The sequence below is a fragment of the Flavobacterium arabinosi genome, assembly GCF_048158725.1.
GTDB lineage: Bacteria > Bacteroidota > Bacteroidia > Flavobacteriales > Flavobacteriaceae > Flavobacterium > Flavobacterium arabinosi.
Genome location: NZ_JBLNKX010000002.1, coordinates 555,278 through 571,214, shown reverse-complemented (window position 1 = coordinate 571,214; position 15,937 = coordinate 555,278). Strand labels below are relative to the sequence as shown.

Annotated in this window: 13 protein-coding genes and 1 tRNA gene; 6 read left to right on the top strand and 8 right to left on the bottom strand. The window is 33.1% G+C overall.

What is annotated here, in order from left to right; genetic code table 11:
* Positions 1–40 precede the first annotated feature (40 nt).
* The 4 genes from tsf to rplM form a co-directional block, all read right to left on the bottom strand.
* Positions 41–865, bottom strand: a complete 825-nt coding sequence (tsf, locus tag ACM55K_RS06555) for a translation elongation factor Ts (protein ID WP_416849427.1) — start codon at positions 863–865, stop codon at positions 41–43.
* 132 nt (positions 866–997) lie between these two features.
* The gene (rpsB, locus tag ACM55K_RS06550; RefSeq protein ID WP_416849426.1) at positions 998–1,813 is read right to left on the bottom strand and encodes a 30S ribosomal protein S2; all 816 of its coding nucleotides are present in this window, start codon (positions 1,811–1,813) and stop codon (positions 998–1,000) included.
* A gap of 175 nt (positions 1,814–1,988) precedes the next feature.
* Positions 1,989–2,375 carry a 30S ribosomal protein S9 gene (gene rpsI / locus ACM55K_RS06545; protein ID WP_066080508.1) on the bottom strand — a complete coding sequence of 129 codons (387 nt, stop codon included), beginning with the start codon at positions 2,373–2,375 and terminating at the stop codon, positions 1,989–1,991.
* Entirely contained in the window at positions 2,375–2,830 is a 456-nt protein-coding gene (gene rplM, locus ACM55K_RS06540) for a 50S ribosomal protein L13 (RefSeq protein WP_416842602.1), read from the bottom strand. Before rplM ends, rpsI begins: the two co-directional genes overlap by 1 nt.
* A gap of 345 nt (positions 2,831–3,175) precedes the next feature.
* Between rplM and ACM55K_RS06535 the strand changes: the two genes are divergently transcribed.
* Positions 3,176–4,201 (top strand): LacI family DNA-binding transcriptional regulator, encoded by a 1,026-nt coding sequence (locus ACM55K_RS06535; protein ID WP_416849425.1) that lies wholly within the window; start codon positions 3,176–3,178, stop codon positions 4,199–4,201.
* A gap of 109 nt (positions 4,202–4,310) precedes the next feature.
* Here the strand turns inward: ACM55K_RS06535 and polA are convergent, their stop codons facing one another.
* Positions 4,311–7,151 (bottom strand): DNA polymerase I, encoded by a 2,841-nt coding sequence (gene polA, locus ACM55K_RS06530; protein WP_416849424.1) that lies wholly within the window; start codon positions 7,149–7,151, stop codon positions 4,311–4,313.
* A gap of 320 nt (positions 7,152–7,471) precedes the next feature.
* Between polA and ACM55K_RS06525 the strand changes: the two genes are divergently transcribed.
* Both ACM55K_RS06525 and ACM55K_RS06520 read left to right on the top strand, forming a co-directional pair.
* Complete coding sequence (locus ACM55K_RS06525) at positions 7,472–8,707, top strand: metallophosphoesterase (RefSeq protein ID WP_416849423.1); 1,236 nt, start codon at positions 7,472–7,474, stop codon at positions 8,705–8,707.
* Between the two features lie 73 nt (positions 8,708–8,780).
* Positions 8,781–9,077: a thioredoxin family protein gene (locus tag ACM55K_RS06520; protein WP_143385951.1), complete on the top strand. Its 297-nt coding sequence runs from the start codon at positions 8,781–8,783 to the stop codon at positions 9,075–9,077.
* Between the two features lie 17 nt (positions 9,078–9,094).
* Here ACM55K_RS06520 and ACM55K_RS06515 read toward each other — a convergent pair whose 3' ends face one another.
* Together ACM55K_RS06515 and ACM55K_RS06510 are read right to left on the bottom strand one after the other, a co-directional pair.
* Positions 9,095–9,736 (bottom strand): polysaccharide deacetylase family protein, encoded by a 642-nt coding sequence (locus ACM55K_RS06515; RefSeq protein ID WP_416849422.1) that lies wholly within the window; start codon positions 9,734–9,736, stop codon positions 9,095–9,097.
* A gap of 85 nt (positions 9,737–9,821) precedes the next feature.
* Positions 9,822–13,097, bottom strand: coding sequence for a glycosyltransferase family 117 protein (locus ACM55K_RS06510; RefSeq protein ID WP_416849421.1), 3,276 nt, complete (start codon positions 13,095–13,097; stop codon positions 9,822–9,824).
* Between the two features lie 252 nt (positions 13,098–13,349).
* Here ACM55K_RS06510 and ACM55K_RS06505 point away from each other — a divergent pair.
* The 3 genes from ACM55K_RS06505 (at position 13,350) to ACM55K_RS06495 (ending at position 14,828) form a co-directional block, all read left to right on the top strand.
* Positions 13,350–13,420: transfer RNA gene (locus ACM55K_RS06505), tRNA-Gln, on the top strand.
* Positions 13,421–14,088: 668 nt separating this feature from the next.
* On the top strand, positions 14,089–14,598 hold the full coding sequence (locus tag ACM55K_RS06500) for a hypothetical protein (protein WP_282728221.1): 510 nt from the start codon (positions 14,089–14,091) through the stop codon (positions 14,596–14,598).
* Between the two features lie 74 nt (positions 14,599–14,672).
* On the top strand, positions 14,673–14,828 hold the full coding sequence (locus tag ACM55K_RS06495; RefSeq protein WP_416849420.1) for a hypothetical protein: 156 nt from the start codon (positions 14,673–14,675) through the stop codon (positions 14,826–14,828).
* 419 nt (positions 14,829–15,247) lie between these two features.
* On the opposite strand, the gene ACM55K_RS06490 is transcribed toward ACM55K_RS06495, so the two are convergent.
* Positions 15,248–15,850: a recombinase family protein gene (locus tag ACM55K_RS06490; protein WP_282743448.1), complete on the bottom strand. Its 603-nt coding sequence runs from the start codon at positions 15,848–15,850 to the stop codon at positions 15,248–15,250.
* Between the last annotated feature and the right edge of the window lie 87 nt (positions 15,851–15,937).

Genomic DNA, 15,937 nt, shown 5'->3' with positions numbered 1-15,937 from the left:
TGAAATTCACTAATGTGATTGCTTCGTTCCTCGCAATGAATTATCCTAAAGCAGCTCTTTTGAAACCTGTAACGATTAGATCTTTGTCTAAAGATTTAGCATAAGCAGCAACGCTCATTTTGTTATCTTTAATATAATCTTGGTTTACTAAAGTATTGTCTTTAAAGAAACGAGCCAATTTACCTTTAGCGATATTGTCTAACATTGCTTCTGGTTTTCCTTCTTGACGTAGGATATCTTTAGCAATTTCTATTTCTTTTGCGATAGTGTCAGCATCAACACCAGTTTCGTCTAATGCGATAGGTGACATAGCTGCAGCTTGCATAGCAATGTTTCTTGATACTTCATCAGCACCTTCGATTTTTGCAGATAGACTAACTAAAGTAGCGATTTTGTTTCCAGAGTGGATGTAAGACCCGATAAAAGCACCTTCTAATTTTTCGAAAGTTCTTATCTCTAGTTTTTCTCCGATAACTCCAGTTTGCTCGATTAATTTATCAGCAACAGTAACTCCGTTGAAATCAGCAGCTAAAAATGCTTCTTTATTGTCAAAATTCAATGCCAAATTAGCCATTTCAGTAGCCATTTTCACAAAGTTTTCATTCATACCTACGAAGTCAGTCTCACAGTTCAATGTGATAACTACACCAGCAGTTTTGTCAGCATTTACAACAGCAATTGCAGCACCTTCAGTAGATTCTCTATCTGAACGGTTTGCAGCTACTTTTTGTCCTTTTTTACGTAAGTTTTCGATAGCTAAATCAAAATCTCCGTCTGCTTCAACCAAAGCTTTTTTGCAGTCCATCATTCCTGCACCAGTGATTGTTCTTAATTTATTTACGTCTGCAGCAGTAATTGTTGCCATATGTATTATTTTTTAAGGTTAAAAGTAAAAAATTCCAAGTATCAAATCCAATTTCCAATTTTATTAAATTATCAACTTTAGGTTTCTAATTTGTTATGGAGAGGAATTTAAAACTTGGAATTAAAAGTTAATTTATTCTTCAGTTGCAGGAGTTACTGTTTCAGTAACCGGAGCAACAACTTCAGCAGCAGGAGCTACTTCTACAGCTTCAGCAGCAGGAGCAACAACTTCAGCAGTAGCTTCACCTTCTTTGTCAGAACCTCTATCAGAAAGTCCTTCAACAATTGCAGCTGTAACTAAAGATAAAATTTTATCAATTGATTTAGAAGCATCATCGTTAGATGGGATTACAAATTCAACCTCTCTTGGGTCAGAATTGGTATCCACCATTGCGAAAACTGGAATGTTTAATTTTTGAGCTTCTTTTATTGCAATGTGTTCCGCTTTGATATCAACTACGAACAATGCAGCTGGTAGTCTAGACATGTCAGCGATTGAACCTAAGTTTTTCTCTAATTTAGCACGAAGACGATCAACTTGTAAACGCTCTTTTTTAGAAAGGGTCATGAATGTACCATCTTTCTTCATTTTATCAATAGTAGCCATTTTTTTAACAGCTTTACGGATAGTTACGAAGTTAGTTAGCATTCCACCAGGCCATCTTTCAGTGATATAAGGCATGTTTGCAGCTTTTGCTTTTTCAGCAACGATGTCTTTTGCTTGTTTTTTGGTAGCAACGAATAATATTTTTCTACCTGATGCAGCGATTTTTTTCAAAGCTTCATTAGCTTCTTCAATTTTTGCTGCAGTTTTATATAGATTGATAATGTGAATACCATTACGCTCCATATAAATGTAAGGAGCCATGTTTGGATCCCATTTTCTAGTCATGTGTCCGAAGTGAACACCTGCTTCTAGTAATTCTTTTACTTCTACTTTGTTTGCCATTTTGTTCTAGTTTACGTTCTGTTGATTAGCAATGAATAAATGGCGGTTTCCCGGCTTTATACATTTAGATGCTAAACTATTTCCTACCTCGGTAGGAGAGCAACAACAACTGTTTTTTTTTAATTTCAATAAATAATTGACAATGTCTTGTCCTATTTGAACAAGACAGGTAATATTAACGTTTAGAGAATTGGAATCTCTTACGAGCTTTCTTCTGACCGAATTTCTTACGCTCAACCATTCTTGGATCTCTTGTTAATAAGCCTTCTGGTTTCAAGATAGCTCTGTTTTCAGCATTTACTTCACACATAACGCGTGCTAATGCCATTCTTACAGCTTCTGCTTGACCAGTTGAACCACCACCGTAAACGTTAACTTTTACGTCAAAGTTGCTTACATTTTCTGTCATAGACATAGGTTGTAAAACTTTGTACTGTAAAGTTGCAGTTGGGAAGTACGTTTCGAATGCTTTTTTGTTTACAGTGATTACTCCTGTTCCTTCTGAAACATAAACACGTGCAACAGCGGTTTTTCTTCTACCGATTTTGTGAATAACTCCCATTACTTAAGATCGTTAAGGTTAACTGTTCTAGGTTTTTGAGCGCCTTGTTTGTGCTCTGATCCTACAACAACATTTAAATTTCTAAAAAGTTCAGCACCAATTTTATTTTTTGGTAACATCCCTTTTATCGCTTTTTCTACTAGTAATGCAGGATTTTTCGATTGCAATACTTTAGCAGTTAAAGTTCTTTGACCTCCTGGGTAACCAGTGTGACGGATGTATGTTTTTTCATCCATTTTGTTACCTGTAAGGTTGATTTTTTCTGAGTTGATAACGATTACGTTATCTCCGCAGTCCACGTGTGGTGTGTAACTTGGTTTGTACTTACCTCTCAAAATCATAGCGACTTTTGAAGCAAGACGACCTAAGTTATGACCATCAGCATCTACAACGATCCACTCTTTTGTAACAGTGGCTTTGCTTGCTGATTGTGTCTTGTAGCTTAATGCGTCCATAATATTTTTTTAATTAAACATTCCATCCCCAATAAAGGGGTTGCAAAAGTACAATTAATTATTTTAAATACAAATACCTTAAATGATTATTTTTTTCTTGTTTTTGTCCTGATAATCAAATGTATATTTAGATTTAATTTAAGACATGTTTTTTTTGAATTATACTTATAATAGGTCTGTCAATAATTGTATTACATTTGTTGTCGAATAAAATTTGTATATTACACTTTTGTAAACACAGTTTTTACATATGAAATAACTATTTTGTTTAAGAAACACAATTGTAAATTTATTTTTAAATTGGCCTGTTTTTTATAATCATTAAAAAGCAATAAATACCGACCTATGAAAGCTAAAGCAACTTTAAAACAAATTGCAAAAGAACTAAATGTCTCTGTTTCCACAGTTTCAAAAGCACTTAATGATAGTCCTGAAATAAGTGAATCAACAAAAATTAAAATCAAAGAATACGCAAAACTAAAAAATTACAAACCAAACGTTATTGGTTTGAATCTTAAAAATAGAAAAACAAAAACTATTGGGGTAATTATACCTAATATTCTGAATTCATTTTTTGCAAAAGTATTTAGCGGTATTGAAAAAGTTGCTGATGAAAAAGGATATAATGTTATTATGTGTATCTCTAATGAATCATTAGAAAAAGAAGCGCATACCCTTGAAATGTTGAGTAACGGAACAATAGATGGATTTATTTTGTCGGTTTCAGAAGAAGCGCAAAAACTTCATGAATACAATCATTTCAAAGAAATTATAAATGACGGTACTCCTATAGTTATGTTTGATAGAATTGCTGAAGGGGTAGAATGTGATAAAGTTATTGTAGATGATTTTGATTCAGCTTTAAATTCGACACAGCATTTAATAAATTTAGGGTGCAAGAATATAGCTTTATTTTCTTCTGTAGATAATTTAAGTGTCGGTAAATTAAGGGCTGAGGGGTATCTCAAAGCATTGGAAAAAAATAATATTCCCGTAAATGAAAATTTAATTATTCGAACTGATTCTGAGGCACATTTGAAAGACAAAATTAAGGCTGTTTTTGATAATAATAAGATTGATGGAATATTTGCTTTAGATGAAAATGATTCTGTGGCTGCATTAAAAATTGGTCTTAAAAAAGGGTATAAAATTCCAAAAGAACTTTCGATTATAGGTTTTGCTGACGGGATTCTTGCTTCCAGAAGATTGTCACCAAGTTTAACTACCGTAAGTCAGCATGGTATAGAAATAGGGGAGGTCGCTGCTAAATTGCTTATCGATAGATTAGAATCAAAAGAAGAAGATTTGCCTTATGAGACGGTTGTAATCAAAACAAAATTGAAGGAAAGAGAGTCAACAAGAAAATTGTAATCTCTTAAAATAAGTTGAAAGACACAAAAAAGCCATTCAAAATTTTGAATGGCTTTTTTGTGTCTTTTTTACGAATAGTTTGGGTATTAGATTTTGAAAATAGTAAATCCTAATGCGCTTCCAGCCAGTCTTTTCCCACTCCTAAATCTACATCTAATGGAACATCCAATTTAAAGGCGTTTTCCATTTCGTATTTTATCAACGGTTGTATTTTTTCAAGTTCAGAATTATGGACATCGAAAACAAGTTCATCATGAACCTGCAACAGCATTTTGCTTTTCCAGTTTTCTGATGTTAGTTTTTTATGAATATTAATCATCGCGATTTTGATAATATCGGCAGCACTTCCTTGGATTGGAGCATTTACCGCATTTCTTTCGGAAGCACCACGGACAACAGCATTGGCTGAATTGATGTCTTTCAAATAGCGGCGACGGCCAAGAATGGTTTGCACATATCCATTTTCTCGGGCATATTCAATTTGTTCTTGGATATATGATTTTAGTCTAGGGTACGTTTTGTAATATGCTTCAATCAAAGCAGCACTTTCGGAGCGGGAAAGTGAGGTTTGATTACTCAGTCCAAAAGCTGAAACTCCATAAATAATACCAAAATTCACCGTTTTTGCATGGCTTCTTTGTTCGCGTGTCACTTCTTCCAGCGGGACATTGAATACTTTTGAAGCGGTCGATTTGTGAATGTCTTCGTGATTCTGGAAAGCTTTAATCATGTTTTCTTCTCCGCTTAGTGCGGCAATAATACGCAATTCTATTTGGGAATAATCGGCAGAAACAATCGTGTGATTTTCATCTCTAGCAACAAATGCTTTTCTGATTTGTCGGCCACGTTCGGTACGAATCGGAATGTTTTGTAAGTTCGGATTATTGGAACTCAAACGTCCGGTTGCCGCCACAGTTTGCATATAATCAGTATGTATTCGATTCGTGATTTTGTCTACTTGGTTTGGCAAAGCATCAACATAGGTGTTTTGCAGTTTTATTAATTGGCGCCAGTCGAGAATGTCTTTAACAATTGGATTTTCAATAGCTAAATAACTCAAGATTTCCTCACCTGTGGCATATTGTCCAGTTTTGGTTTTTTTTTGTTTGGCTCCGCCAATTTTCAATTTATCGAATAAAACTTCACCCAATTGTTTTGGAGAAGCAAGATTGAATTTCTCGCCCACAGTTTCATAAATGTTTGCTTCTAATATTTTAATGTCATCATCTAATGTTTTTGATAGTGATTTCAAGAAATCTACATCCACACGAATCCCTTCTTTTTCCATATCAGCCAGGACTTTTACCAATGGAATTTCAATCTCCTCAAAAAGGGTTTTGGTACTGGTTTTGTCTAATTCCAAAGTAAATATTTCTTTGAGTTGCAAAGTGACGTCAGCATCTTCAGCGGCATATTCTTTAATTTCTTCCAAGTCAACGTCGCGCATTGATTTTTGGTTTTTTCCTTTTTTTCCAATTAAAGCTTCAATGGATTTTGGTGAATATTTTAAATACGTTTCCGCTAAAATATCCATATTGTGACGCATATCTGGATTAATCAGATAATGTGCAATCATGGTGTCGAATAATTTTCCTTCTACTTTAATGTTGTAATTAGAAAGAATTTTCAAATCGTATTTTAAATTCTGTCCAATTTTCTCAATACTTTCATTTTCGAAAAAAGGAATAAATTTTTCGATTAAAGTTTGTGCTTCTTCTTGATTTTCCGGAAATGGAACATAGAATCCTTTTCCTTTTTCATAGGAGAATGAGATTCCAACCAATTCCGCATGCAAAGCATCTAAACCTGTTGTTTCGGTATCAAAACAAACGGAAGATTGGTTTTGTAAATTTTGTAATAATAATTTCAGTCCTAAATCACCTTTGATAATCTGATAGGAATGTTCGGTATTTTCTAACGAATTGTAATATTGATGACGCGTCTCTTCAGAAGTTTCATCAGGAATAGTACTTCCAAAAAGATCAAATTGTTCTTCGTTTTTGGGTTGTGACTTTTTATATAATTTGGCATCATCAACTGGTTTACTAGCCGTAGCAGTGCCGCCTTTTTTGAATATTGCATCAAATTGTTCTGCCATTCTTCGAAATTCTAATTCGTTGAAAAGGGCATCCGTTTTTTCTACATTAGGAGTCGATAATTCATAATCAGTTTCATCAAAAATAACGGGGCAATCCAGTAATATAGTTGCTAAAGTTTTAGATAATAATCCTTTTTCTTTGTTGGCTTCAATATTCTCTTTCATTTTTCCTTTTAGCTTGTCAGTATTTGCCAAAAGGTTCTCCATAGTTCCAAATTCTTTCAGTAGTTTCTTAGCGGTAACTTCTCCTACGCCGGGTAATCCTGGAATATTATCGGCGGCATCGCCCATCATTCCAAGAAAATCAATCACTTGCTCCGGTCTTTCAATTTCGAATTTTTCCAAAACTTCAGGAATTCCCCAAATTTCAATTCCATTACCCATTCGAGCAGGTTTGTACATGAAAATATTTTCGGAAACTAGTTGTGCAAAATCCTTATCTGGTGTAACCATAAAGACTTTGTAATTCTGTTTTTCGGCTTGTTTAGCAATGGTTCCAATTAAATCATCAGCTTCATAACCTTTGACTTCTATGATAGGGATATGCATCGCTTTAAGTAATTCCTGTATATATGGAATGGCAATTTTTATAGCTTCGGGAGTTGCGTCACGATGGGCTTTATACTCGGGGAATATGTCGTTTCTTAATTGACTTCCGCCATTGTCAAAAGCAACCGCTAAATGATCAGGTTTCTCTCTTTTTATAACATCCATCAAAGAATTCATGAATCCCATAATGGCTGACGTATCCATTCCTTTAGAATTTATTCGCGGATTCTTTATAAAAGCATAATAACCACGAAAGATTAAAGCATAAGCATCGAGAAGGAACAGGCGTTTTTGTTGTGACATAATGGTGATTTTGTAAAGTTTTCAAAAGTACAAAACTTGACAGATAAAGAAGATACTGTTTTGAATATTTCTTGTAATTCATGTGAGAATTGTCTTTTTGAAATGTGAAATTGTTGTAAAAAAATACTTTATAAAAAATTTATTTGAAAGCTTAGATTGATGAATTTTTTTTAAACATCCTTTAGCTATTCGTGTATTCAGCACTCTTTGATTAAAAAAGAGGATTGTTGCAATAGATTTGGTGTAATTTTAGTTAAATTTTGATTAATAAAAACTAAAAGTATTTTCTTAATTTGTTATTTTGTATAAAATATTATAAAATGATTCTTCGCATACTGTTGTTATGTTTTGTATTTCTTATTATCGAGCTTTATGCATTTCAAGCATTACGAACCTTAATAAAGGGGAAATGGATTTTGGTCTCTTACCAGATTATTAGTTTTTTACTTTTAGTATTCATTATTTATTCTTTCATGCAGTTTGACCGTTCTGTCGGACAAACCAAGATGACTATGTTTACAATGGGTTTGGTGCTATTGGTTTATGTTCCAAAAATGGTTTTAGCTCTTGTTTTGCTTGGGGAAGATATTTTTAGAGTTGGAGCGGGATCAGTAAATTATTTTATTCAGAATAATGACAATTTAACTTTTTTAGCATCAAGAAGGAAATTCATAAGTCAGGTTGGATTAGGATTGGCTGCAGTTCCTTTTTTATCTTTAATATATGGCGTGACGGTTGGGAAATATAATTATAAAGTTATCAAACAACGAATCTTTTTTCCTGATTTGCCTGATGCTTTCGATGGTTTTACGATTACTCAAATTTCTGATGTCCATAGCGGAAGTTTTGATAATCCAGAAAAAATAAATTATGCAATAGATTTAGTAAATGAGCAAAATTCGGATATGATTTTGTTTACCGGAGATATTGTGAATACGGACGCCAAAGAAATGCATCCTTGGATAGAAAGTTTCAACCGTATAAAAAAACATCAGTATGGTAAATATTCTGTTTTAGGGAATCACGATTATGGTGAATATGTAACATGGCCGACGGAGGCAGCTAAAGAGAAAAATTTTGAAGATATAAAAAATCTATACGGGCAAATTGGTTTCAAATTAATGTTGAATGAGCATACTTTTATCGAAAAAGGGAATGATAAAATCGCATTAATTGGGGTAGAGAATTGGGGCCAAAACTTTAAAAAAGCGGGTGATATTAACAAAGCATCGCAGCATGTAAATAAAGAGGATTTCAAAATCCTGATGAGTCACGATCCGTCCCATTGGGATTATGAAGTGCAACATCACGAGAAGAATTTTCACCTTACCTTATCCGGACATACACATGGAATGCAATTTGGTATAGAAATTCCAGGTTATTTTAAATGGAGTTTGGCACAATACGTCTATAAACAATGGGCTGGTTTATATGAAAATGTAGGTCGGTATGTATATGTGAATAGAGGATTTGGCTTTCATGCCTACCCTGGAAGAGTAGGAATAATGCCTGAAATTACAGTCATTGAACTAAAAAAAGGCAAGGATGTGTCTTAATTCGTTTAAAATGTTACATTTGTATAATAATTATCTTTTTTTAGTAAATTTAGAAAATTAAATTTTTGGTTTTATGTCAAAATTTGGAGAACTTATAAACACACAAATACCTGTGTTGATTGACTTTTATACGGATTGGAACGAATCTTCAGTTTCAATGCATCCTGTTATTAGAGATGTAGCGGCCGCTCTTGGCGATAAAGCAAAAGTAATAAAGATAGATGTTGATAAAAATCAGGAGCTAGCTGAAGCTTTACGAATAAAAGGGCTTCCTACCCTTATGATTTATAAAGAAGGCTTAATGATCTGGAGGCAATCTGGTGAGTTAGATGCTAATACTATTATTAGCATTGTTCAAGAACAATTGTAGTAGAATCAATTTGTTTTTTATGGTATAGTATCACACATAAAGTTATTTTCTTTTAGATAAGCCAACGTTCTTGGAAGTACATATTCTAAGTTTTTGAAGGCTTTTGTAGTGTCATGAAAAACAATTACACTTCCTGATTCTATATTTGATAGTACGTTTTCTAAACAATCTTCCTTAGATAGGTTTCGATCAAAATCTGCGCTTAATACATCCCACATTATTATTTTGTAGCCTAATTTTCGTATTTTTTCAGCTTGAGTTGTTTTTATTTTTCCATAAGGCGGTCGGAAGAGTTTAGATTTTAGGTTAATCCCGGATTGCTGAATGATTTCCTCACATCGTTTGAAATTTTCTAAATAGGCGCCAGTTGTAGTTTTCCAGCCATTTAGGTGATTGAAGGTGTGATTTCCAATCGCATGACCTGCGTTAATCACTTTTTTAAATACTTCAGAATGTTTGTCAATATTATCTCCGATGCAGAAAAAAGTAGCTTTTACATCGTATTTTTTTAATTGTTCCAAAACCCATTCTGTTATTTCCGGAATCGGTCCGTCATCAAAGGTGAGGTACACTTTGTTTTCAGAATTGGGAATATCCCACGTATAATTTGAAAATATTTTTTTTATAATCCGATTTGTTTTTATCCAATAAAAGTCCATTTGGTTTTTATTTTAAAAGTAAAAAAAAATAGCGACATTTTTCAATATCGCTATAGTTTATAATTGTCAAATTCTGTAATTTAATTTACTCTTTTTCGCGGCCAAAACGTTCAAACATTTTAATATATGTGTTGAAAATCACTTTGTTTTTATTGTAAAAAGCTGCATCTCCGCTTTCTTTCATTACATGAAGCAAACCTCTGTAACGTTCAATATCTGTAATTATATCTACTGCAATATCAGTTTGATCTACAGCATTCAGATTAATATAGTAATTTAAATTTTCTTTGTATTTAGTCATTAATTTTTCAAGAAGTTGCTGAGCTTTCGCCTTTTCTCCAATAGCATAATATCCTGTAGCAAATGGTTCAACTAGAGAATAATAACCAAATTTATCCAAAGGCATTTTTGTCATGGCCAAATCGATAATATTTCTAGCCTTGTCTTTCTTTCCTTCGGCAATTAACTGGGTCATTAATCGAGCAAGATTCATTCTATATGTAATACTATTTTTTCTAGTTTCAGGATCATGATAAATGGTTGGACTTTCACTATTTCCCCAATCCCACTTCATAACGTTAGCGTACATTTTATCAGCATCAATCTGTCCCATTTCCATTTGGTTGTCGTCTTTTCCCATTTTAGTTTTTAAAGGAACTAGTTTGTAAACCATTCCGTCTAATTGAAGATAGTCTTTCATCCACAAATAATCTTCGTTGTCAAACGCACCACCGCTAAAGTAAATAGGTCTTTTCCAGTTGTTATTAGCAACAATATCAAGCATCATTAATCTATTCTTGTATAATGCATTTCCTTTGATATCTATGTCAATGTAAGGAACAATAGAGTCGTTATACTTAGCGGAAACAACTTTGTTTTTGATGATAACATTTTTGTCAACAGGAATTCTAAGTTTATTTGTTGGATAAAAATGAATGGTTTGTCCATTTTGCATCTCAACAGTAGATTTTGGGTTTTTAATAAAACTGATGAAGTCTTTTACTTCCCATCTGCTTTCTACTTTTGGGATATGAGCTACATAATCCAGTTTGTCTCCCACATATTCATCATGTATAAATGAAATAGGCAATGGATCTGATTCGTATGTTTTAGTTTTCATTTGATCGATATACCAATCGGTCATGAAAAGACTAGTGTTTACAATTTTCACATCGGTTCTTACTTTTTCAATTTCCTGTGCATACCATAGTGGGAAAGTATCATTATCACCAATGGTAAATAGTATTGCATTCGGATCACAAGAAGTAAGGTATGCTTTTGCCATTGCAACAGCAGTATATCTATTAGAGCGATCATGATCATCCCAGTTTTGAGAAGCCATCAACACTGGAGCGGCCAGTAAACTTGCTACTATAATTACTGGTCCGGCTATTTTTGGAGCCAAATATTTCTGGAGACTTTCATAAAGTGAATAAACTCCAATTCCTATCCAGATCGCAAAAACGTAGAAGGAACCCACTAAAGCATAATCTCTTTCGCGAGGTTCAAACGGTCTTTCATTTAAGTAAATTTTCAATGCCAAGCCGGTAAATAAAAATAAGGCTAATAATACATAGAAGCTCTTTAAATCTTTATTAGCATGATACATTAAACCGATAAGTCCAAGTATAAACGGTATAAAGAAATACACATTTCGGCCTTTATTATTCAATACATCCGATGGTAAATTATCTTGTGAACCTAAATGCAGGTTGTCAATAAATTTTATTCCGCTAATCCAATTTCCGTCTAAATTATCATATCTTCCTTGAACATCACTTTGACGCCCAACAAAATTCCACATTAAATACCTCCAATACATGTATCCAAATTGGTATTCGAACATGAACCTGAAATTGTCAACAGTACTTGGTTTTTCTATGTTTAAGTAATCTCCATAGCTTTTTAAGAAAGAAACATAACCTCCATTGTCTATTTGTTTTTGAGCATATGCTTGTCTAAATTCATGGACTGTTTTTTCGACTTCATTTTTCAATTGCGCGATGGCTTTGTTGTATTCTTCTTCAGTTAATTTACTTGGATCAATACCATATTTTGCTAAATCGTCCTCGTAAGGATAATCTGGATTGATTTTAAACTCTGGAGGATTTGAGAAATTCATGTAATTTTCTACGTGCTCGGTACTCCACATTCTAGGCAAAATAGTTTTTTGATTGTCATCACTATTTTGTTCGGCATTTTTAAAATTATTTGTGATAATGTATTTGTCTGTTTTATAATCTCTTTCGTAGTTTGGAGCTTTGTCTAAGTAAGGATGGTCCTTGTCTAAACCAGCAAAGGTTTCAGTATATTGAGAGCCATAAAACAAAGGATTTACACCATATTGCTCTCTGTTATAATACGCAAGAACTTCAGCCGCATCCGAAGGTTTATTTTCGTTAATTACGGTATTTGCATTTGCTCTAATGGGCAACATCATCCAAGTCGAGAAGCCAATTAAAATAAATAAAATGCACAGGATTATAGTATTGTAAAACACCAAACCTTTTTGTTTAGTGTATTTTAAGCCAAAGTAAAAGAACGCAATGAATAGGAGTCCAACAAAAATACTTCCTGAATTAAATGGCATTCCTAATTCATTGACCATGAAAACCTCTGTATTTGCAAAGAAAGCCATCGTTAATGGCAGTAATAATTTGAATATGAAAAGTAAAACGGCAATAACGACAACATTTGCAATGATGAAATTTTTGACGGTAACAACTTTATGATGTTTGAAAAAATAAAGAAAACCAATGGCTGGGATTGTTAATAAAGCCATGAAATGAACTCCAAACGAAAGTCCAATCACAAGAGAAATGATTAATAACCATTTATTTCCTCTGGGGGTTTCCATGTCTTGTTCCCAGCGTAATCCCAGCCAGAATAATAACGCAATCAATAGAGAAGCCATCGCGTAAACTTCAGCTTCTACGGCATTGAACCAAAAACTGTCGGAAAAAGTATAAGCTAAAGCACCTACAAAAGCACTCCCTAAAACAACGATATCATTGTTTTTGTCATTTTCAGAAAATCGAGAAATTAGTTTTTTTAGGATCATTGTGGATGACCAATACATAAATAATATAGTGAAGGCACTTGAGAAAACTGACATCATATTTACCATTAATGCAATATGTTTGTCATCTGAAGCAAACATGGCAAAAAAGGCACCAATCATTTGAAACAAAGGTGCTCCAGGCGGGTGTCCTACTTCTAATTTTGCAGCTGTGGCAATATATTCTCCACAATCCCAGAAACTCATTGTGGGTTCAACGGTGAGGGTGTATGTCACTAATGCGATTCCAAATGTAAACCAACCTATAATCGTATTCCATTTATTGAAATTGAATGTTGCCATATTTCAGTGCTAAATTGTAGTTAAATTTTGAGTTGCAAAGAAAATGTTTTTTTATGTAACGATACAGGCATTAACAAAATTTTCTAAAAAACAAATCTAGAAAACTAATAGATTGGTTTCTAGCGTTTTTGAAAAGTTTACAGGCTGTTTGTGATCTAAAGGGAAATTATTTTCAATAAAAAGCGATAAAAAATTTGTGCAAATTAAAATTTGTTCTAAATTTGCACTCGCTAAGCAGTAGCAAAGCAATGCTGGTCTATGGTGTAATGGTAACACAACTGTTTTTGGTGCAGTCGTTCAAGGTTCGAGTCCTTGTAGACCAACTAGCAAATTTGAAGAACCCCGTAAACGTTAATGTTTACGGGGTTTTCTTTTTTAAAGCGTAGTAAATCACGTAGTAATTTTATAATTAAAATATTAATGGTTCTACTTGACAACACAAAGTTTCCTTAGTAGTTTTGTAATAATCAGATGTTTTAGCGATTTTATAGGGTTTAAATCGAGTACTAAGATTTTTGAGGCCGCCCTTTGGGCAAATAAAAAAAACTCTAAAAAAACACCTTTTCTTTTAAATGAATAAAGAAATTCTTACATCTAGGGATGTGATGGCAATGTTATCTATTTGCGAAAACACATTACTCAAGATGGAAGCCGAAGGAAGCATTAATATTGATTTTCGAATCAGTAACAGAAAACGTTATCAACTAAAAAACGTTTTGGCTTCACTAAATCGGCTTCAAGTAAAAAGATAATGAGAGTAATGTAATCTTTTATCTGTCTGGCAAACTATAACCATAATTCATGTTGGTGATGTTCGTGCCTATACCCATTTTTTTTTAACTATTGGAATCTGATTGATTTTAATAGTAACAATAAATTTTACGGCCAGAGGACTTTTTCCAAAAGCCGTGATATTTATTGTAAAATAAGTAATCTATCAAGGACTTTAGTACAGTTCCTAAGAGATTAGTAGTATAAACAAGTTAAGAATATGAATGAAAAAGAGTATCTATCTGTAAAAGATATAAGTGAATTAACCTTGCAATCGGCAAGAAATGTTAGAAGAATAATTAAGGCTTTAAATGGCACAGTAAGTATTGAGTTATTGCATATGTGTGCGGCAAAAGGGCACTGGAGAGTACATAACTTGTTGTTAAGTAGTTTTAAGCCTCAACGAATAAGAAGGGATAATTACTATGCTCTAAGTGTAGACCCATGTAGTAACTATTCGGAGAGTGATATAGATGAGATTATGATGTTTGTATATAAGCAAATGAATAGTAGCAAGCTTGAAATAAACTATGTTGTTGAGCAAAAAAAAGCAAATAATCGAAATCATTTACATTGTTACATAAAGTGTAGTAACAAAAAGAAGCTTCTCCAGTTTATTAAATTGGGCTTTACAAAGGTTAGCTATCACCAGAGCCCAATATTTGATTTGGAGATTTGGATACATTATATAACGAAGGACGGAAGTCAAATAAAAACATTGAAAAATTAGAAAAAATGGAGAAATTAAAAAATTTGGATTATAATCCAATACTAAAACAGTTACTTATAAATTACGTGCTAAGAATGTACGAAGACCAAGCAATAACAGATGACTGGCATTTATACGAAGAATACTTGATGCTGGTAAGAGAAAATAGACTACATGAAATCTTTGAAAACGAATGTCTAACGAATAAATTAAATGATGAAAATTATAACTGTGGTGACGATAGAGGATAGAATTAAGGTTGTACAGTTACAATTAAATGTAGAATCTAACCCAGAGCGAAAAAAAGAGGTGCAAAAGCAATTACAAAAATTGCAGTTAGAGAAAGAAATAGAACAAATTAGAAAACGAATTGAACAATTAGGATGACCCCCGTCCGTCCTGGTCAATATAAAATATTTGTAATTTTAGTTACCGATAACATATAGTTTATTTTATTATGATAATAATAAGGGTATGATTAGGTCCGAAAAATTTTTTTTGTGCAAATTTTTGAATAAAAAAGGTCCGTTTTGTACCTAGCGTAGCCCGCTTTTATTATTGAATTTTTTTTTAAAAATAGTGTTTTAAGTATTAGAATCGCCATAAGCAATGATGGTGTTCGTAAGTGTTTTATTTAAATTGGAATGGGTCGTGCGTAGCACGATCCATTTTAATTTATACTAGTTAGTAACCTTTGAATTTTTTGTGCTGTCCCAAGGCTGCAACCACCAATTTTTGAAGCACGTCTTAGAGATTCTCCATTTTTAAGCTCTTTTGCAACCGCTTTATATTTTGTTAGGAAATCGGCATCGCTTATTTTTGAACCGTATAGACGACCTGTATAAGAACCTTTTGCCTTAGCTAATTCGATTCCTTGGCGTTGGCGTTCTAGCATATTAGAGCGTTCCATTTCGGCTACGTTACCAAGAACACTTATAATCATTTTAAAGCTCGGATTTGGCTTGTTATCGATTAATGAAAACATCCCGATGTTTTCTACAAATAGTTTGATTGATTTTAGATTGAAAAATTCGACCATCGTTAATATGTCGATTATAGAACGGCCCAAGCGGTCGATTGATGAAATGTGAATTTCAGATACTACGCCAGTTTCGATATCGGCCAAAAGTTTCGATGCTTCTTTTCTATCGATGAACTTAATCGACCCAGAAACTTTATCAATGTAAATTTTTGAAAATTCTTTAGCGTTTACTTCTTGACGACCTGTATTTTGTTCCTCGCTCGATACTCTGATATATTTTACTTTTGACATGGCTTATATTTTTTATCCTTGAACAAATATAGTGTATATATTTAGGATGGCAAAATTATACACTTAAAAACCAGGTATTTAGCTAAA

Excerpts from the sequence above, each read along its gene's own strand:
- rplM (WP_416842602.1), bottom strand. The coding sequence starts at position 2,830 with ATGGACGCATTAAGCTACAAGACACAATCAGCAAGCAAAGCCACTGTT.
- ACM55K_RS06525 (WP_416849423.1), top strand. The coding sequence starts at position 7,472 with ATGATTCTTCGCATACTGTTGTTATGTTTTGTATTTCTTATTATCGAG.
- ACM55K_RS06510 (WP_416849421.1), bottom strand. The coding sequence starts at position 13,097 with ATGGCAACATTCAATTTCAATAAATGGAATACGATTATAGGTTGGTTT.
- ACM55K_RS06535 (WP_416849425.1), top strand. The coding sequence starts at position 3,176 with ATGAAAGCTAAAGCAACTTTAAAACAAATTGCAAAAGAACTAAATGTC.
- ACM55K_RS06495 (WP_416849420.1), top strand. The coding sequence starts at position 14,673 with ATGTACGAAGACCAAGCAATAACAGATGACTGGCATTTATACGAAGAA.
- polA (WP_416849424.1), bottom strand. The coding sequence starts at position 7,151 with ATGTCACAACAAAAACGCCTGTTCCTTCTCGATGCTTATGCTTTAATC.
- ACM55K_RS06500 (WP_282728221.1), top strand. The coding sequence starts at position 14,089 with ATGAATGAAAAAGAGTATCTATCTGTAAAAGATATAAGTGAATTAACC.
- rpsI (WP_066080508.1), bottom strand. The coding sequence starts at position 2,375 with ATGGGAGTTATTCACAAAATCGGTAGAAGAAAAACCGCTGTTGCACGT.
- ACM55K_RS06490 (WP_282743448.1), bottom strand. The coding sequence starts at position 15,850 with ATGTCAAAAGTAAAATATATCAGAGTATCGAGCGAGGAACAAAATACA.
- rpsB (WP_416849426.1), bottom strand. The coding sequence starts at position 1,813 with ATGGCAAACAAAGTAGAAGTAAAAGAATTACTAGAAGCAGGTGTTCAC.
- ACM55K_RS06520 (WP_143385951.1), top strand. The coding sequence starts at position 8,781 with ATGTCAAAATTTGGAGAACTTATAAACACACAAATACCTGTGTTGATT.
- ACM55K_RS06515 (WP_416849422.1), bottom strand. The coding sequence starts at position 9,736 with ATGGACTTTTATTGGATAAAAACAAATCGGATTATAAAAAAAATATTT.
- tsf (WP_416849427.1), bottom strand. The coding sequence starts at position 865 with ATGGCAACAATTACTGCTGCAGACGTAAATAAATTAAGAACAATCACT.